This is a genomic window from Rhizobium sp. BT-226, assembly GCF_025847085.2.
Lineage (GTDB): Bacteria > Pseudomonadota > Alphaproteobacteria > Rhizobiales > Rhizobiaceae > Rhizobium > Rhizobium sophorae.
Map to the genome: position 1 here is coordinate 66,221 of NZ_JAOYTI010000001.1, position 16,433 is coordinate 82,653.

The 16,433-nt window shown below is 60.7% G+C and carries 20 protein-coding genes; 18 read left to right on the forward strand and 2 right to left on the reverse strand.

The features are described from left to right. The first annotated feature begins 562 nt into the window (after positions 1–562). The 13 genes from OIU37_RS00435 (at position 563) to OIU37_RS00495 (ending at position 11,056) form a co-directional block, all read left to right on the forward strand. Positions 563–1,111 carry a terminase small subunit gene (locus OIU37_RS00435; RefSeq protein WP_264255019.1) on the forward strand — a complete coding sequence of 183 codons (549 nt, stop codon included), beginning with the start codon at positions 563–565 and terminating at the stop codon, positions 1,109–1,111. After that, entirely contained in the window at positions 1,078–2,529 is a 1,452-nt protein-coding gene (locus OIU37_RS00440) for a PBSX family phage terminase large subunit (protein WP_264255020.1), read from the forward strand. Before OIU37_RS00435 ends, OIU37_RS00440 begins: the two co-directional genes overlap by 34 nt. Then, positions 2,526–3,902, forward strand: a complete 1,377-nt coding sequence (locus OIU37_RS00445; RefSeq protein WP_264255021.1) for a DUF1073 domain-containing protein — start codon at positions 2,526–2,528, stop codon at positions 3,900–3,902. Before OIU37_RS00440 ends, OIU37_RS00445 begins: the two co-directional genes overlap by 4 nt. A 6-nt stretch (positions 3,903–3,908) precedes the next feature. Beyond that, positions 3,909–5,030, forward strand: coding sequence for a hypothetical protein (locus OIU37_RS00450; RefSeq protein WP_264255022.1), 1,122 nt, complete (start codon positions 3,909–3,911; stop codon positions 5,028–5,030). Between the two features lies 1 nt (position 5,031). After that, positions 5,032–5,478: a hypothetical protein gene (locus OIU37_RS00455; RefSeq protein WP_264255023.1), complete on the forward strand. Its 447-nt coding sequence runs from the start codon at positions 5,032–5,034 to the stop codon at positions 5,476–5,478. 12 nt (positions 5,479–5,490) lie between these two features. Then, positions 5,491–6,525, forward strand: coding sequence for a major capsid protein (locus tag OIU37_RS00460; RefSeq protein WP_264255024.1), 1,035 nt, complete (start codon positions 5,491–5,493; stop codon positions 6,523–6,525). Between the two features lie 63 nt (positions 6,526–6,588). After that, positions 6,589–6,942 (forward strand): hypothetical protein, encoded by a 354-nt coding sequence (locus OIU37_RS00465; protein ID WP_206117119.1) that lies wholly within the window; start codon positions 6,589–6,591, stop codon positions 6,940–6,942. A gap of 46 nt (positions 6,943–6,988) precedes the next feature. Continuing rightward, positions 6,989–8,212 carry a hypothetical protein gene (locus OIU37_RS00470; RefSeq protein ID WP_264255025.1) on the forward strand — a complete coding sequence of 408 codons (1,224 nt, stop codon included), beginning with the start codon at positions 6,989–6,991 and terminating at the stop codon, positions 8,210–8,212. A gap of 54 nt (positions 8,213–8,266) precedes the next feature. Then, positions 8,267–8,776 (forward strand): DnaT-like ssDNA-binding protein, encoded by a 510-nt coding sequence (locus OIU37_RS00475; protein WP_264255026.1) that lies wholly within the window; start codon positions 8,267–8,269, stop codon positions 8,774–8,776. Further along, positions 8,769–9,134, forward strand: a complete 366-nt coding sequence (locus OIU37_RS00480; RefSeq protein WP_264255027.1) for a hypothetical protein — start codon at positions 8,769–8,771, stop codon at positions 9,132–9,134. The genes OIU37_RS00475 and OIU37_RS00480 overlap by 8 nt, the downstream gene beginning before the upstream one ends. A gap of 229 nt (positions 9,135–9,363) precedes the next feature. After that, the gene (locus OIU37_RS00485) at positions 9,364–9,528 is read left to right on the forward strand and encodes a hypothetical protein (protein WP_264255028.1); all 165 of its coding nucleotides are present in this window, start codon (positions 9,364–9,366) and stop codon (positions 9,526–9,528) included. Continuing rightward, on the forward strand, positions 9,528–10,580 hold the full coding sequence (locus tag OIU37_RS00490) for a phage minor head protein (protein WP_264255029.1): 1,053 nt from the start codon (positions 9,528–9,530) through the stop codon (positions 10,578–10,580). The genes OIU37_RS00485 and OIU37_RS00490 overlap by 1 nt, the downstream gene beginning before the upstream one ends. Beyond that, on the forward strand, positions 10,580–11,056 hold the full coding sequence (locus OIU37_RS00495) for a hypothetical protein (protein ID WP_264255030.1): 477 nt from the start codon (positions 10,580–10,582) through the stop codon (positions 11,054–11,056). Before OIU37_RS00490 ends, OIU37_RS00495 begins: the two co-directional genes overlap by 1 nt. Here OIU37_RS00495 and OIU37_RS00500 read toward each other — a convergent pair. Beyond that, a complete protein-coding gene (locus tag OIU37_RS00500; RefSeq protein ID WP_264255031.1) occupies positions 11,010–11,213 on the reverse strand; it encodes a hypothetical protein in 204 nt (67 codons plus the stop codon). The two genes, OIU37_RS00495 and OIU37_RS00500, sit on opposite strands and share 47 nt — an antisense overlap. Positions 11,214–11,230: 17 nt before the next feature. On the opposite strand from OIU37_RS00500, the gene OIU37_RS00505 reads away from it, so the two are divergent. From OIU37_RS00505 to OIU37_RS00520, 4 genes are read left to right on the forward strand one after another with little or no spacing between them, the layout of a single operon-like run. Further along, the gene (locus OIU37_RS00505) at positions 11,231–11,662 is read left to right on the forward strand and encodes a DUF4128 domain-containing protein (RefSeq protein ID WP_264255032.1); all 432 of its coding nucleotides are present in this window, start codon (positions 11,231–11,233) and stop codon (positions 11,660–11,662) included. Between the two features lie 57 nt (positions 11,663–11,719). Beyond that, on the forward strand, positions 11,720–12,457 hold the full coding sequence (locus OIU37_RS00510; RefSeq protein ID WP_264255033.1) for a hypothetical protein: 738 nt from the start codon (positions 11,720–11,722) through the stop codon (positions 12,455–12,457). Continuing rightward, positions 12,457–12,870 carry a hypothetical protein gene (locus OIU37_RS00515; RefSeq protein WP_264255034.1) on the forward strand — a complete coding sequence of 138 codons (414 nt, stop codon included), beginning with the start codon at positions 12,457–12,459 and terminating at the stop codon, positions 12,868–12,870. Before OIU37_RS00510 ends, OIU37_RS00515 begins: the two co-directional genes overlap by 1 nt. Positions 12,871–12,929: 59 nt before the next feature. Beyond that, the gene (locus OIU37_RS00520) at positions 12,930–13,217 is read left to right on the forward strand and encodes a hypothetical protein (RefSeq protein ID WP_264255035.1); all 288 of its coding nucleotides are present in this window, start codon (positions 12,930–12,932) and stop codon (positions 13,215–13,217) included. On the opposite strand, the gene OIU37_RS00525 is transcribed toward OIU37_RS00520, so the two are convergent. After that, on the reverse strand, positions 13,218–13,502 hold the full coding sequence (locus OIU37_RS00525) for a hypothetical protein (protein ID WP_264255036.1): 285 nt from the start codon (positions 13,500–13,502) through the stop codon (positions 13,218–13,220). A 58-nt stretch (positions 13,503–13,560) separates the two neighbouring features. Here OIU37_RS00525 and OIU37_RS00530 point away from each other — a divergent pair, with 58 nt between their 5' ends. After that, on the forward strand, positions 13,561–16,431 hold the full coding sequence (locus OIU37_RS00530) for a phage tail tip lysozyme (protein ID WP_264255037.1): 2,871 nt from the start codon (positions 13,561–13,563) through the stop codon (positions 16,429–16,431). The last annotated feature ends 2 nt before the right edge of the window (positions 16,432–16,433 follow it).

Genomic DNA, 16,433 nt, shown 5'->3' on the forward strand with positions numbered 1-16,433 from the left:
TCCTGGACTTTGATAACCATCAGAGCATGCTCCTCTCGCGGAGTTAGAGCGGGTGTATGCGGCTCACGTCACCGAGGAATATGACTGACGGTTTGGATCTCGAAGAACGGCCCGCCAACGACGTGTGATCCTCAGTTAGAATATAGCCTACACTCTGGAGTGTGTTTGCCAGCTCGTTCAGAGAACGTTCGTCTTCGATTGTCAGAAAGCCGACCTGTTCCAATGAGCGTCTAAAATGGACGGCGTACTTTGGCATCGGGCTCTCCTTTTAGTTGCGAAGCGATCAGCTTACGCCTGCCCTGGCGTGAAGAAGGCCAAATACGCCAGCGCTATGATCATCGCGACAACGAAGATAGTCAGCACGAATTTGATCATGCCTTTCGTGGCTTTTTTCTCTGTGTTGCTCATGCGACTACAACATCAATGAAGTAGTGAAGTTCCCGCCGTTCGGCAAACTAGCCGGTTGGCTGCTCAACGACTTCATCGATCGTCTCTCTAACGGGATAATAACTCGGTGCTCCATCCAACTGAGGCGCAGCAACAATGTCCACCAAGGTAACCTATGCCCGCATTGACGGATAAGCAGAGCCGCTTCGTCGCTGAGTATCTGATCGACCTTAATGCAACGCAAGCAGCAATAAGGGCAGGGTACAGCGCGAAGACTGCGCAACAGCAAGGCAGCCGCCTGTTGTTAAATGTTGTGGTGCAGGAAGAGCTATCCCGGCAGCAGAGCAAGGTCGCTGAACGGCTCGAAATCACCAAAGAGCGCATCGTCGACGAACTGGCAAAGATCGGCTTCGCGAACATGCTCGATTATATGCGCGCCGGTCACGATGGTGATCCATATCTCGACTTCTCCGGATTGACGCGCGATCAGGCCGCCGCTCTTTCAGAGGTAATTGTCGAGGACTTTAAGGATGGCAGAGGCGATGACGCCCGCGACGTCCGCCGGGTCAAGTTCAAGCTCCATGACAAGAAGGGCGCCCTTGTCGATCTCGCCAAGATGCTGGGCTTCATCACCGAGAGGCATGAGCACACCGGGAAGGACGGCGGCCCGATACAGACCGAGACGAGAACATGGCGGGAAGTGCTGCGCAGCGAAAAGAACTAGACGCCACCACCCACCTTACCAACCCCGCCCTTCACGACTTTTGGGAAGAGGTCTTCCTCGGGCAGGCGGACATCGCGGTTCTCCACGGTGGACGTTCCAGCTCAAAGACAAGGGACACGGCTTGCCAGTTGGTGCGCCTTGTCGACCACGTCGCCGTCAGGATGCGCGTACTCTGCATCCGTCGCTTCCAGAACCGCATTCAGGATTCGGTTTACACCGAACTGAAATGGGCGATAGCTCATCTCGGACTTGAGGCGGCCTACGACGTCCAGAAGACGACGATCATCCACCGGAGGACCGGTGCGGAGTTCATCTTCTACGGCATCGAGCGCAACCTTGAAGACATCAAGGGCACGTCTGACGTCGATATCCTTTGGGTCGAAGAAGCGGAAAAACTGACCGAGGATCAGTGGACCGTCATCGGCCCGACGATCCGCAAGGAAGACAGCCTGGCGATCCTGCTGTTCAACCCGAAGCTGGTCACCGACTACGTCTGGAAGAACTTCGTCATCAATGTGCCGCCGCACTGCATCGTGCGGAAGATCAACTATACCGAAAACCCGTTCCTATCTGCCAAGGCATTGCGCGACATCGCGGCGATGCAGGAACGAAACCCTGAGCTGTTTGAGCACATCTACGGGGGCGTGCCTCTCGGCGATAGCGAACTTTCGATCTTCAAGCGGAAATGGCTTGAGGCATGTGTCGATGCCCACAAGGTGCTCAAGCTCTCGCTGACCGGCCGAAACATCATCGGCTTCGACCCGGCCGACGACGGCGAAGACAACAGCGCGACGGCCGACAAGATCGGCGGCATCTTCACGGATGCTGAAGACTGGTCATCGGGCAAGGACGAGCTCGTCCAAAATGCCAAGCGCGTCTGGGCCAAAGCAAAGAATGCCGATGCCACGGTGTCCTATGACACGATCGGCGTTGGCGCTTTCGTCGGCGGCTACATCGACGAGCAGAACGAGGTGAACAAGGCCAGCGTCGAGCACTTTGCGTTTCACGCCGGCGGTGCGGTCATGGATCCGGATAAGCCGAGCGATGCGCTGAACGCTAACAGCCCGCTGAACAAGGATGAATACCTGAACCTGAAGGCGCAGGCATGGGCCAACACAGCCCGCCGCGCCATGCTCACGTTCAACGCGGTGACGCGGGGCCAGTCGATCAAGCCTGATGACGTGCTGTCGTTCTCGTCCGGGATCGGCGCCAAGAAGCTGGACGCGCTCTTCACCGAGCTTTGCGTCCCATGGTGGGTCGAGACCGAGGGCAAGAAGCGGGTCGTGCCGAAGGTCAAGCTCAAGAAGGACTTGGGCGTGAAATCTCACAACCTGGCTGATGCCGTGATCGCCGCCGACAACGTCAACATCGAAGTCGGTCCGACCGTTGCGATGTTCCTGAGGAATAAGAACCGATGAGCAATGTCCTGAGGCTGGCAAACTATGCCCAGCGCCGGCTCGGCAGCATGTTCCCGGCCTTCTTCCCTGGCGCGAACGTCAAGCATGACTATTACAAGGATTTCGGCTGGCCCGAGACGCTCAGCTTCAATCAGCTCTATCGCATGTACCTCCGCAACGGCGTTGCGACGGCAGGGGTGGACAAGACCGCGCTGAAGACCTGGCAGGACGCGCCTTTCCTCCTCGAGCAGGAGCGGGACGGTTCGGAGAAAGGCAAGCGGAAAGAAACGCCGCTCGAAAAGGAGATCCGCAAGAAGTTCTCCGCGCTGCGCCTATGGGCAAAGCTTGCCGATGCGGATCGCATGGCGATGGTTGGCGGATATTCCGGCGTCATCCTTCGTCTGAGGGATGGCAACGCATTCGACCAGCCGGTCGACACCGTGCCCGGTGGGCTTGATGGCCTCTATAAGGTCGACCCCGTCTGGAAGGGACAGTTGACCGTCGCGGAATACGACACCGATCCTCGATCGGAAACCTACGGCGAGCCGGTCATGTACCAGTTCAACGAGGCTGCTCTTACCGGCGATGCGAAGCAGAATCGCCAGCTTCGCATCCATCCCGATCGCGTGCTGATCTGGTCGGACGACGGCACGATTTACGGCCAGTCGATCCTTGAGCCTGGCTTCAATGACCTGATCGACATGGACAAGGTCAAGGGCGCGGGTGGCGAGGGCTTCTGGAAGAACGCGAAGTCGGCGCCGGTGCTCGAAGTCGACAAGGAGGCCAAGATTGCCGACATGGCGAAGGCGATGGGCGTCACTGTCGAAGAGCTTGCCGACAAGATGAATGATCAGGTTGGCGACTGGAATGCCGGCTTCGACCAGTTGCTGATGCTCATGGGCATGCAGGCGAAGACTTTGCAGGTCACTCTCCCGTCTCCGGAGCACTTCTATGGGATGCCGCTTCAGTCCTTCGCCGCGTCGATCAACATGCCTGTGAAGATCCTCGTCGGCATGCAGACGGGCGAGCGGGCCAGCCAGGAGGATGCGGACGAGTGGGCGCAGACCTGCATGTCGCGCCGGTCGAACATCACGCACCCGAACATCATGGAGCTTGTCACCCGCCTGCAGCGCTTCGAGATCCTTCCCGAGAAGGATTGGTTCATCGATCAGGCCGACCTTACCGAGGCGTCGATGGGCGAGAAGATCGACCGAGCCGTCAAAATGGCCGACGTCAACCAGAAGACCGGAACGAGTGAGTGGGTATTCACCCCCGAGGATATCCGCGGCGCAGTTGGCTATGAGCCGCTGACGGATGCGGACAAGTATCGAGATGAAGCGACGGATGAAGAAACCGACGCATCTCTCGGAAAGCCCACACCCACAAAGGAATAGTCGACCATGCCCCAGGTGCGTGTGAACGTCAGGTCACTGGCGAACGTGAAGGCTGTCCGCAAGGAAAAGCGCAACGGCCGCGATGTCGTGATCGTGCCGTCGGCAACCCTGCCGGACGACATCATCATGAACGGGATAAAGTATCCGTCGGAAGAGATCGAGAAGAGCTATCTGACGCTCAACCGGTCGCCGGCGCCACTCGGTCACCCGCTGGTCAACGGCAAGTTCATCTCCGCCCGCGACCCGGAAGGCGTCAACATCGGCCATATCGGGGCATGGAATGAGAACGTTCGCCGCGAAGGCGGCCGGGTGCTGCTGGACAAGGTGATCGACGTCGAGGTCGCCAACCGCACGGAAGGCGGCAAGGCTGTCCTTGCTGCGATCGAGGCCGGCGGCCCGGTCCACACGTCCACGGGCCTTCTCGCAACCATGGAAGCCGTCAACGCCGCCGATCACAAGCGGATCGCCCGCAATATGGTCTTCGACCATGACGCAATCCTGCTGGGCGAGGAGGGCGCTGCCACCCCCGAGCAGGGCGTCGGCATGCTCGTCAACGCCAAGGGCGAGATGGAAGACATCGAGGTCGTCAACTCCGCTCTGACGGATGCTGCCGATCAGGAAATCGACTGGGCGGGAACTCGCCTCGTTGAAGCTCTCATGCGCCGGAAGAACGTCGGCCTATGGGAGAAGACCAAGACCGCAATGATGGAAGCCTTGGGCTTCAACGAGCGGGAATCCTCAACCAACACGAAGGAAGACGAGATGCCTGTCACCGACGAGCAGTTCAAGTCGCTTTCCGATGAGGTCAAAGCCCTCTCGGGAAGCATGGCAAAGATTGGCGAGACGATCGCCAACTCCGTAACCGCAGCCCTCAAGCCGGTGCTCGACGCACAGGCCGAGATGGTTGCCAACCAGAAGGCCAAGGATGACGCCGAGCATGCCGCGCTCGTCACCAAGGTCGTCAACGCCAAGCTTCTCGACGAGGCCACGGCGAAGGCAACCCCTCTCGCCACCCTGCGCGCCCTGGCTCCGCAGGCGACCACACAGAAGTCCGTCGGCCTCAACTCCGCCTTCAACGGCGGTGGCGAGAAGACCAGCGACTTCAAGCTTCCGAAGGGAGACAAGTAACATGGCCCGCTACAACAAGATCTATGGCGGCCCGGTCGAGGAAGTTAAGCCGCAGGTGCATGAAGCCATCTGCGACACTTCGGTTCTCCCCGGCACGGCTGTCGTTCGCACTGCCGGCAAGTTCGTCGCGGCCGTCGCGGCCAGCAAGGGCCGCATGTTCGTGGTGCAGGATAACTACCTCGCCATGAAGGGCGTCGATGACGCATGGCCGGCCGGTGATCGCATCATCGGCATGGAACTGCTCGATGAGCAGCTGTTCCGCGTCCGCGTGCCGACCGGCAACAACATCGCCCAGGACGCTGCGCTGACCATCAACGCCAACGGCAAGTTCGTGGCCGCTGCGTCCGGCAACTTCGTCGTGGCCTTTGCGAACGAGGCCTACAACAACACCTCTGGCGCCGACCAGCTTGTCAGCGTTCGCGCTGCCAAGGGCTACCACTTCGCATAAGGAGAAACCGACATGCGTTACTTCGACGAGCAGCTTGTCGCGAACTCCGCGGCGCATGCGCAGTGGTGGGGAGAAGTCTCCGCCGAGCGCCAACACTTCCACAATGTGGAGGGGCACTTCGCGGAACTGCAGAACGCTGCTGCTGTTCTGCCCCGTGATGCCTGGTTCGACCTCGACGAAACCACCCGTCGCGTCATGCGCGCGGATGAAGGTCAGGTCTGGATGGCGGATCTGATGCCACTGGCCCGAACGGTCAACATCGGCAAGATCGTCGCTCTCAACCGCGTCTCCGGTGATGCCGGCGCCGTCACCCGCTCGATTTCCGGTCAGGTCCCGGTCGGCCTCGATAAGGTCGCCTATGACTACCGGGGAACGCCCGTGCCGATCTTCTCGTCCGGCTACGGCCGCGAGTGGCGCGAGTGGAATACCCTGCAGTCCGAGAACTTCGATGCTCTCTCCGACGATCAGGAGGCCATCACGGCGAAGATCCGCCGCGACAATGCCCTCTATGTCCTGAATGGCGATTCCACGATCGTCTTCCAGGGGTATACGGGCTACGGCATCAAGACGTCGCCCTACTCGAAGTCGATCAACATCGGCCCGTCCGGTAATAACATCGACCTCACCACGGCGACCTGGGCGCAGCTGGATGCGTTCTTCAATGGCCCGTTCGGCGCCATGCTCGATGCCAACTACATCGTCGGCAAGGTCAACCTGTATGTCTCTCCGGAGATCATGCGGAACCTCGATCAGCAGATCAATCCGTCTGCCGGCTCGACGCTGGGCACCCGCCTCAATGAGCTGCTGAAGAACCGCCGCATCAACAAGATCGCGGTGTCCTTCGAACTCACCGGCAATCAGTTCTTCGGTTTCGTCCCGTCGGCTGAGTATATCCGCCCCCTGGTTGGCATGGCGACCAACACGACCGCGATGCCGCGCAACACGCCGACGGCGAACTATCAGTTCCTCGTTATGAACGCGCTCGGCATCGAGATCCGCGCCGACATCAACGGCCGGTCCGGCGTCTTCTACTCGACCAGCACCTGATGAACTGCCTCGCCTTCGGGCGGGGCCATTCCCTCATCCCGCAATGGCCGAAGGAGGCCCACTATGCGCATCAAGATCATCGCGCCGTTCAAGGGCGCTACATCGTCCGGCCTCTACGGCAAGCCGAGCACCGAGAACCCCAGCGGCGAAATCCCGATCGGCACGGAAATCGATGTCGAGAAGGAGCCCACCGACTGGGTCGGGCGCTATGAAGTCGTCTCCGGATCGACCGAAGGCAAGGAGCCGATCCTCAACTCCGCCTACGCTGTCGAAAGCAAGGGCGGTGGCTATTCCGTCATCACGAAGGACGGCGAGCCTGTCACCAAGGGCCTGCGCAAAGACGATCTCGAAGGCTTCGACACCCTGTCCGAAGAAGACAGGGCCGCCTTCGTCGAGCTTCACAAGAAAGACGCCTAAACCCTTCAACCCTCCCGAAAAATCCAGAGCAGCCAAGGAGATCACGATGGCTCTTTCACCGAATCTTATTGCTGCTCTGGTTGGGGCGGGCGTCATTTCTAGCGGGGCCCCTTTTGTCCCAACCCAGCCGCAGCTCGTTGCGAACTTCACCGGCATTCCAAACGGGACCTTCGTCCAGATGGGCACGGGGAATGTTCGGGCACTGGGTCGTAGTGGACACACGTCGGGCTCAGTCCTCGCTCGGAACTTGCGGTTCCTCGATTCCCTCATCCTTCTCGGCACCAATGGTGCGGAGTCCACGTCCGGCACGCTCAATACACTCCAGCGAGCCATTGAGATCGGCGGGGTCACGACCCGAGCCCTCTACGCGGCCGCGAACTCCATCGGCATTTCCGGAAGCGCCCAGGCTCTTTCCGACATCATCGGCTCGGTAGAGCTTCCTCCCGACACTGCATTCTTCGCGCGTTGGGAGAAAGCACTTCCGCTAGACACCAACTCCCTGATTGCCCACGCTCTGGTCGGGCCTTCCGGCCAAGGCTTCCGCACTTCAGGTGCGAGCCAGCTCATGAGCACCGGGGCGATGAACTCCTCCGGCACTGGTGCTGGTCCGCAGATCTGGCCAAACGCCATCTTGGGCACTCCTGTCTCCCCTATGTCTTGCGTCGCCATCATCGGCGACAGCATCGGCAACTATCGGGACGCCCCAAACACAGCTGCTGGCGGCGGTGCCTGGGCTCAAGCCCTGAACAATCTGGACGGCCACGTCGTTCCCTGGATGAAGCAGACGCAGAATGGCCATACGTTCGGCAACGCGAGCTTCGCCAGCGCCCCGCTTCAAAAGAGCCACTGGCAGTATGTCACCGACATTATGATCGAGCTGAGCACGAACTCGATGCCGGCCTCCGGAACTGTTGCGGAGCGGCTTGCAATACTTCAGGCCGGATGGCTCGATCTCGCCAACGGTGCCCGAGCAATCACCGGCCCCTACGGCAAGCGCCTTCGCGTCCATTTCTTCGATATGTTGAAGCGGGACTCCTACGAGCTTGACTCAGTCCAGCGTGACACGCGCCTCGCCTACAACGCCTGGGGTGCTGCATTCGCTGACGGAAAGGCCGACGCCTATTACAACACTGACTCTCAGGTCACCGTCCCGGTAGGTTCGGACGGCATCCACATCGCTGCGGCCGTTCACGACGCAATCGCCTCGAACGTAATCGTCCCTGGCTATCGTCCGTTCCTCAGTCCCTTCTATTTCCCGCGCGGGGAGTAGCGCACTGAACGCGCCAGAAGGCATCCCAAATAAAGCGGACAGGGAATTCTACTGATGGCTGGATACGGCGACGATGCAGGCTTCACGGCCTGGCTGAGCGATAACGGCTACTCTCTGCCGACAGACCCGGTACCGCCGTCGGCTGCTGTCCTGCGCAATCGGGGCAGCAACTACATCGACGCGGTCTATGGGTCTCGCTTCCTCGGGTCTGTCGTGGATGCCGCGCAGGAGCGCCAGTGGCCGCGCGAGGGCGCGATCGTCAACGGCAAGCTCCTTCCGTCGAATGTCGTGCCGGCCGCCGTCATCAACGCCTCGTATCAGGCGGCCTATCAGGAAGCGATCTCGCCCGGTTCGCTCTCAGTTGTCGGCTCCGCCTCTTCGGCAGTAAAGCGCGAGAAAGTCGGCCAGCTCGAGGTCGAATATCAGAATGCCCAATCCGACGGCACGGCATCCGGCATTACGCCGCTGATCTCGATCGTGGATGGCATGCTGGCGCCGTACCTGCGCTGCGAGGACCTGGTCTATCTCGGCATCCTCTCGATCGGCGGCTCTCGCTGTGAGTGATCCGCTCTTCACGCGTCTGCAGGCGACTGCGCAGCGGCTCATCACCAAATACGGGCAAGCGGGCAAGATCCGCCGCGTTACGCCGCCTGATCCGGTCACTGGTGGCGATGGCACCCCGACGGATTACGACTGCCGTCTTTTCCCGGCCACCTATGACCGGCGCTATGTGGACGGGACCAACATCCTCGCATCCGACAAGCAGCTTTACATCGGCTCGATCGGGATTGGCGTCTCGCCGAAGGTCGGAGATCTCGCGATCGGCGCCGACGGCACGGAATATCACATCGTCCATGACGATCCGAACAACTACGATGGCCAGGTCAACGTCGTCTTCATCTGTCAAGGTAGGATTGCGTAAGGAACTTGTCCCAATCTTTCCTGAAGGCGGGTTTGTTGGACGGCGCGCGCAACGTGCAAATGATGTCAACGGCCATTGTTCGACCGGATTCTGGCGCGGTCAATACATAGGCACCTCCGTACTTCCCGAGGATTTTACTTACCTCAGAGATGTCGGCGGAACGCACGTCACGTAAGATGACCGGCTTTCCTTTTGAATACACGGTATCACGCCACGAAGGGATTCAACGATGAAAATTCTTTTGCACCGCTCCTACAAGGCCCGCAAGCCGGGTGAGATCCTTGACCTTCCCGATAATGAGGCAAACGGCCTTGTCACGCTCGGCCTTGGCGAAATCCTCAAGGAAGAACAGCCGGCACCGAAGAAGGCCGGCAAGGGCGCTGACGCCGAATAATGGCCAACCTTCGCCAGCAGCTTCTTGAGCTCGTTGACAAGCTGTCCCCGACGCTGGAAAAAGCCTTCCTCGACGCGATCGACGACATCAAGAGCGAAATCGTGCTGCGCGAGGTCGTCGCCAAGCTGGAAGCGCGAGACGTCGAGGGCGCCATACAGGCGCTGCATATCGATCCGGCCGCATTCCGGCCGCTCTCCGAGGCGATGAGGCAGGCATATGACGCCGGCGGACTGCTGACCTCGCAGAACATGCCACGGCTAGCCGACGCGTTGGGAAACCGCATTGTCTTCCGCTGGGACGTGAGCAACCAGGGCGCCGAGGCGAACATCCGCAATCTGTCCTCGACGATGATCACGAACATCAGCGAGCAGACGGTCGCGGCGGCTCGGCAAACCATCGTCGAGGCCTATTCGCAGGGCGCTGGTCCGAATAAGATTGCCCTCGATCTCGTGGGCCGGAAGTCCGCAACCACCGGCAAGCGGGAAGGCGGCATCATCGGCCTGAATGGGCCGCAGGCAGAGCTTATCGAGCGCACCCGCATCAATCTGCTCTCGGGCGACCCGGCGCTGATGCGGAAGTATCTAACGCTCAAGACGCGCGACAAGAGGCTCGACAAGGCCGTGCAGCGAGCCATCGCCGCCGGCAAGCCGCTGGACAAGGCAACGCTCGATAAGGTGCTGATGCGCCTGCGAGACCGGAATCTGCGCCTTCGTGGCGAGACGATCGCGAGAACCGAGACCGTCACGGCGGTCATGTCCTCGAAGCATGAGGCCTTTCATCAGGCGCTGTCGAAGTCGGGCAGGGATGCCACGCTCGTCACCCGCAAGTGGCGATCGGCCGGCGACCGGAAGGTCCGCCACACGCACGAGGTCCTGAACGGTCAAGAGGTGAGGGGCATGGATCTCGCTTTCCAGTCTCCGAGCGGCGCACTGCTGCGTTATCCCGGCGACACGTCTCTCGGCGCCGGCGCTTCCGAGGTCATCGGCTGCCGTTGCGACGTCGAGTATAATTTCGACTTTGCCGAAGCCTATGCCCGCTCGCGGGGCCGCTGATGGCCACCGAAAACCTATCATTCGCCGCCCAGGTATCGGAATGGGCGAAGTCTGAGTTGGAGCGAAGTGAGGCGGTTTTTCAGACCGCTGCGCAGGAAGTCGCCAATGAGGTACGGACGCCTGTGTCTGAGGGCGGCCGGATGCCGCTCAAGACCGGCAATCTCCGCCGATCGCTGATGGCATCGACGTCGGACATGCCGAGGATACAAGAGGGCAAGACGACCTTTTCGGACAGCGGCATCGAGCTGGTCATCGCCGGGGCCGAGCTCGGCAGCACGATCTACCTCGGCTTCCAGGCAGCCTATGCCGCCCGCATGAATTACGGCTTCGTCGGCACCGACGCGCTCGGCAGGACTTACAATCAGGTCGGATATGGTTTCGTCGACGCAGTCGCGCAGCGCTGGCCGCAGATCGTCGCTCAGGCTGAAGCTAAAGTTCGCGGTCGGTTCGAAGCGGGTCCCGTCCCTCAGTCATGATGATCAGGGCCTTTTGAAGGACTTCCAGATTGGCGACCGCGGCGCTCAGGACAGAATGAGCGTTCTGCGTGCGCACCGTCTTCTTGCTCAACAGCATCAGCGCCTGATGGATCAGGTCATAGACTTCCTCGTCGCTGAGCGGATGATTATCGGCCATGGGCCAGAGGTAGCAGAATGGCCGACACGGTGGAAATGAAAATCTACCAGGCGCTGCTTGTCAGGTGCCAGGAGTTTACGCTGCCAGCCGGCGTCACGATGGTTCTGCCGGGCGTGACGTTCACGCCGACGGCTCAAAGCAAGTTCGTCAGCGTCGAAGTCCACTTCAACCGCTCGATCGAGACGGACCTGTCGCTTGAGATGGACCCGATCAGGCAGGGCTTCATGCGCACCAACGTCTTGTGGCCGAAAGGCGCGGCGATCGTCGATGGCTATAACCTCGCCGGCCAGCTGCGCGCGCATTTACGCCGCGGCACGAAGCTCTTTCGCGTCGATACTCAAATCCGCATCGACGAGGATCCGGAGATCGGCGTCCTCGTCACCGGAGAGACGCATCACAACATCCCCGTGACCACACGGTGGAACTGCCAACCTCAAATTCCGGCCTGATTGGCCTGCCTCAATGCACCTTAGGCAAGTGCGCGATCAGACATAAAGGAAACCATCATGCCTCAGCTCTACCCTGTGGCGGGCGCGAAGATTCATATCGGCCCTGCCATCACTGTCGTCCCCGATGATGCGGACATCGATGCCACCGATTTCGCCTCGGTTTCCTTCACGGAAATCAAAGGCTGGCAGACGATGGGCGCTATCGGCGACGCCGCCACCCTCATCTCCGAGGACGTGATCTCCTCCGGCCGAACGCTGAAGGCCAAGGGCACTCGCAACGCCGGCTCGATGCAGAACAATTTCATCATCCTGCCCAACGATCCGGGCCAGATCGCAATGATCGCGGCCGAGAACACGGACTTCAACTATCCGTTCAAGATCGCCTTCGATGACGCCCCGCCGCCGAAGCTTTCCGTCGTCACGATGACGATCGCCAGCCCCGGCGTCATCTCGTGGGCAGCGCACGGTCTCGCCGATGGCACACCGATCAAGTTCAGCACCACAGGCGCGCTGCCGACCGGCTTGACCGCCGGCACGACTTACTATGTCGTTGCCTCGACGACGAACAGCTTCAGCGTCGCCGCGACCCCCGGCGGCACGGCCATCGCGACGACCGGCACGCAGTCGGGCGTCCATACCGCTACGACCGTCCCGACCGGGACTGTCAAATACTTCTATGCCATCGTCATGACGGCTCAGGAGAACGGCGGCGGCGCGAACACGGCACGCCTCCTGCAGGGGAACGTCGAAATCAATAGCCCGGTCATCACCGTGGCCCCGATCGGCGGTGCTTGATGGCGTCCGAAGACTTCGTCGACCTTTCCGGCCTCGAATCCCTCATCCAGTCGCAGGAGCAGGGCATCGAGGTCGACCTTCTCAATGAGCAGGGCAAGCCGATCGGCCTCAAGGTCGGCATTGTCGGCCCCGACAGCGACCGGATGCAGAAGGCGATGCGGGATGTCACCGCCGAGTTCGCCAAAGCCGCTGCCGACCGGGCCAGCCTCGAGCCGGCGGCCGACGACGGCGATGCCCGGATGATCGCCATACTGGCGAAGGCAACGACGCACTGGTCGCCAAATCCGAAGATCGGCGGCCAGGTCATACCGTTCTCGGAAGAGAACGTCCGGAACCTGTATTCCAAGTTCCGGATCATCCGTGAGCAGGTCGAGATCAAGGCGGTTCGTCGCAGTTCTTTTACCAAAGGCTGATCGAGAAGCTTTGCGGCCTCATCGTCGATCAGCATGAGGGTAGGAAAATCGCGGTACCGGTGGCAGGCGAGCAGGTCTGGTATTGGTTCCGCGAACTCGACTGCCAGCGCACCGGCAATGGCTTCGGTGCCAACGCCATAGGGTTCCAAGCCATCGGAGACTGGTCACGCCTTCGTGGCGTGACGCTCCTTCAGTGGCAGCTTGACGCGATCGTCGCCATGGATCTCAAGCGGCGCGAAGTGATGGCGCAGAAGGCGGCCGATAAGGACGCCCCCGAACAGAAGATTTCGGAGCGGCCGCTCACCAGCAGGCTTTTCGATGCCATTTTCCCCACCAAACGGAAGTGATCAACCTCCGTTGATCCGCCGGCCAACTGCGGTAATCGCCCGGTTCATACGATCTTGCGTCATGGCTCCGTTATTCGTGCAGTCGATCAAGACGAGTAGGTCGTCACCGCTCTGGTTGCCAGCTTCCATGGCTTGGGCGCGCTCCTCACAATCTTGTGCCCTCTGTTCGCGTGCCTCTCGCGCTTCGCTCGCCTTCTTGGCGTTCATGTCCGAGACAATGAAATATCCGACCCCGCCGATGATCACCACGCATGTCACTGCAATAAGCGCTTTCAGCCCACTCATTTAAATCTCCCCAATTATGCCGGGAAGATAGTTCATCACTCTCGCCAAGGTAAAGCCAGTGACCGAAGCAACACTCGGGTTCAAGATCGATAGCTCGCAGGCATCGTCTGCCGCCGCCGATCTGGACCGGCTGACGGCTGCTGCTGCACGCACCCAGCAGGCGGCGGATAAGTTGGAAGCGGAAGCCGCCAGCCTCAGCGGTTCCTTGTCTCGCGCGGGAGAGGGAGCGAGCAAAGCCGCTCCGCCGATGGAGCGGATGGCAAAGTCCCTAGCGGACCAGGATGAACACGTCCGCGCCTTCCGAATGGAAGTCGAACGCCTGACACTGAAATATCAACCTCTGGCGCAGGCGACGCGCAGTTATGAAGCCGCGATAGGCGAAATTGACCGCGCCCATAAGCTCGGTGTGATTAATGCCCAGCAAATGACGCAGGCGCTCGATCGCGAACGGCAAGCGTATGAGCGGCTGAAAACCTCAGCGACTACCGCAGGAGCGGCCGTGAAGGCTGCTAACAGCAACCGCGGCGGTGCGCAGAGCTTCAACTCGGCCAATGCGGCCTTTCAGTTCCAGGATATTGCGGTGACGGCCGCCATGGGCATGAACCCGCTGATGATCGGCCTTCAGCAGGGCACGCAGCTGGCGGCGGTGGTCGGATCGATGGAACGACCGGTCGCGGGCCTCGCTTCGGCTTTCGCATCGCTGATCAACCCGATTTCACTTGTCACCATCGGCCTTACCGCCGGTGTTGCGGCTCTCGTTCAATACTTTTCCACGGCCGAAAGCGGATCTGGCAAGACGAGCAAGCTTTTTGAGGAGCAGAACGAAGTTATTCGCCGGGCTGCTGATCTCTGGGGAGAGGCGACGCCGGCGCTTAAGAGCTACGTCGACCAACTTGACCGGGCCGATAAACTCACGCAGGGCCGGAAGGCCGGAGACATCCTTGCCGGACGTGAGTTGGAAGGCCTTTCCGACAACCTCGACACGATCCAGAAGCAGGGCGTTGCGGCCTTCCGGGCCCTGCAAGGCGACCCGAATAACGCAGTCATCATCAGGGATCTGCGCAACGCATGGGGCGATCTTCGCGATCGGCTCGATGATGGCACAGCGTCCATGAGTGATCTCAATCGGGTTCAGCGGGAGTTGAGCAGCGCTGTCGCGCAGTATGGCGTTCCCGAGGTCCTCAGCTTTCGTGATGCCTTCGACAAGGTGACTGACGCCATCTACCGCGGTGTCGAAGCTGCCCAGAAGGCTCGTACGGAATGGATCGCTGCGATTGCCGGCGGCACGAACGTGCAGGATATCGTTGCAGGGTCGACGTTCACCGACGGCGGACGGACCTTCCGGCCTTCTGACTTCATGCCCTCGAACGTCCCGACGCCGACCCGTCGGCCTCTCGATCTCGATCAGGATCCAGGCGCCCCGACCATCCTCAACGGTGACGGCAGACTGACCAGTGTCCCGATCCCTGGGCAGCGGCCGAACTTCTTTGAGATCGAGGAGCAGACGGACAAGGTTGACGACCTTGAAAAGGCATATCGACGCGCGCAGGAAGCAAAGGCTGACTTCTGGCTCGACATCGGCTTCCAGCAGCGCCAGGCCGAGCGTAGCGCCATGGACCAGCAGGTAGCCACCACGCTCACTCGTTATGGTTTCAACGAGGATCTGAACTCGCCTGAAGCGCAGGCTATCCGCCAGCAGTTGCGCGGCCAGCAGGCAAAGGATCTCGCCAAGGGCTTCGGTGATGCCTTTGCCAATGAATTGGTTTCCGGCAGCCACGACATCGGCAAGGCGTTCCTCAAGGGCTTGGAGTCTGCGCTGACGAACGAGGCGTCGAAGCTCTGGGAGAAGTTCTTCGACGGGATCGGTAACCTGTTCGCCGGCATGATCACCGGAGGCAAGGGCGGCGGTTCGTCCGTATCGGGAATTGGCAGCGTCGTGACGTCGGCGCTTGGAGGCGCCGCGAATGACAATCGGTCAGCATCTGGAGCGGGCTCGATTTCCGGTTCCGGGGCCAACTTGGCGTGGAACTTCTGGAAGTCGAAAGGGCTGGCCGATCACCAGGTCGCCGGCATTCTCGGCAACATCAAAGCAGAGAGCGCCTTCAATCCGAGCGCTATAGGCGATGGCGGCAACGCTCTGGGTCTGTATCAATGGAACGATCGGTCGCCCTCGTTGCTGAAGGCGATCGGTGGCCGCGGCAACCTGGGCAATGAGCTTTCTCAGCATCAGTTTGCCTACTCCGAATTGATGGGGCCGGAAAGTCGGGCCTGGAACGCCCTCAAGGGGGCACCAGACGTGCGCAGCGCGACAGCGGCCTTCGCAGGCTTCGAACGCCCTCAGGGTTTCACATGGGGCAACCCTGAGGGCGCTCACAATTTCTCTGGTCGCCTCGAGGGTGCTGAAAGCGCTCTGGCGAAGTTCGGCGGCACTGCTGACAAGGCAACCGGGAGCCTGGGCCAGCTGGGGAACGGTCTTGGTCAGCTCGGATCGACGCTGAGTGCGGGGGCGGGGGGCGGCGGTGGCGGCCTTTTGAGCGCTCTGACGGGAATGGGTAAGAGCATCTTCGCATCATCGGCTCAGTTTGCCGGGGCTTGGAAGGCAGGAGGCCTCGGTCTCTATGCCGACGGCACGAACTATGCCCCTGGTGGGCTGTCGATCGTCGGCGAGCGCGGTCCGGAACTGGTGAACCTTCCACAGGGCTCGCAGGTCTTCAACACGAACCGCAGCGCACAGATGATGGGCGCCAACGACAGCGCGCCGCGCCAGCGCCCGCATCTGAATGTCTATGTCCAAGGCGGGAGCGGCGATGACCACGTTCGCGAGCTGGCAAGGCAGGGGGCGCAGGAAGCGCTCTACCAGGACAAGATCGACCAGACGCGGGGCGGCTTCGGCAACACGCAGAAGAAATTCAATTCACGGGTGGGCTAAGG

Coding starts and splice junctions, on each gene's coding strand:
- OIU37_RS00515 (WP_264255034.1), top strand. CDS start 12,457: ATGGCGTCCGAAGACTTCGTCGACCTTTCCGGCCTCGAATCCCTCATC.
- OIU37_RS00485 (WP_264255028.1), top strand. CDS start 9,364: ATGAAAATTCTTTTGCACCGCTCCTACAAGGCCCGCAAGCCGGGTGAG.
- OIU37_RS00440 (WP_264255020.1), top strand. CDS start 1,078: ATGGCGGGAAGTGCTGCGCAGCGAAAAGAACTAGACGCCACCACCCAC.
- OIU37_RS00435 (WP_264255019.1), top strand. CDS start 563: ATGCCCGCATTGACGGATAAGCAGAGCCGCTTCGTCGCTGAGTATCTG.
- OIU37_RS00525 (WP_264255036.1), bottom strand. CDS start 13,502: ATGAGTGGGCTGAAAGCGCTTATTGCAGTGACATGCGTGGTGATCATC.
- OIU37_RS00445 (WP_264255021.1), top strand. CDS start 2,526: ATGAGCAATGTCCTGAGGCTGGCAAACTATGCCCAGCGCCGGCTCGGC.
- OIU37_RS00495 (WP_264255030.1), top strand. CDS start 10,580: ATGGCCACCGAAAACCTATCATTCGCCGCCCAGGTATCGGAATGGGCG.
- OIU37_RS00450 (WP_264255022.1), top strand. CDS start 3,909: ATGCCCCAGGTGCGTGTGAACGTCAGGTCACTGGCGAACGTGAAGGCT.
- OIU37_RS00490 (WP_264255029.1), top strand. CDS start 9,528: ATGGCCAACCTTCGCCAGCAGCTTCTTGAGCTCGTTGACAAGCTGTCC.
- OIU37_RS00475 (WP_264255026.1), top strand. CDS start 8,267: ATGGCTGGATACGGCGACGATGCAGGCTTCACGGCCTGGCTGAGCGAT.
- OIU37_RS00510 (WP_264255033.1), top strand. CDS start 11,720: ATGCCTCAGCTCTACCCTGTGGCGGGCGCGAAGATTCATATCGGCCCT.
- OIU37_RS00500 (WP_264255031.1), bottom strand. CDS start 11,213: ATGGCCGATAATCATCCGCTCAGCGACGAGGAAGTCTATGACCTGATC.
- OIU37_RS00505 (WP_264255032.1), top strand. CDS start 11,231: ATGGCCGACACGGTGGAAATGAAAATCTACCAGGCGCTGCTTGTCAGG.
- OIU37_RS00460 (WP_264255024.1), top strand. CDS start 5,491: ATGCGTTACTTCGACGAGCAGCTTGTCGCGAACTCCGCGGCGCATGCG.
- OIU37_RS00465 (WP_206117119.1), top strand. CDS start 6,589: ATGCGCATCAAGATCATCGCGCCGTTCAAGGGCGCTACATCGTCCGGC.
- OIU37_RS00470 (WP_264255025.1), top strand. CDS start 6,989: ATGGCTCTTTCACCGAATCTTATTGCTGCTCTGGTTGGGGCGGGCGTC.
- OIU37_RS00455 (WP_264255023.1), top strand. CDS start 5,032: ATGGCCCGCTACAACAAGATCTATGGCGGCCCGGTCGAGGAAGTTAAG.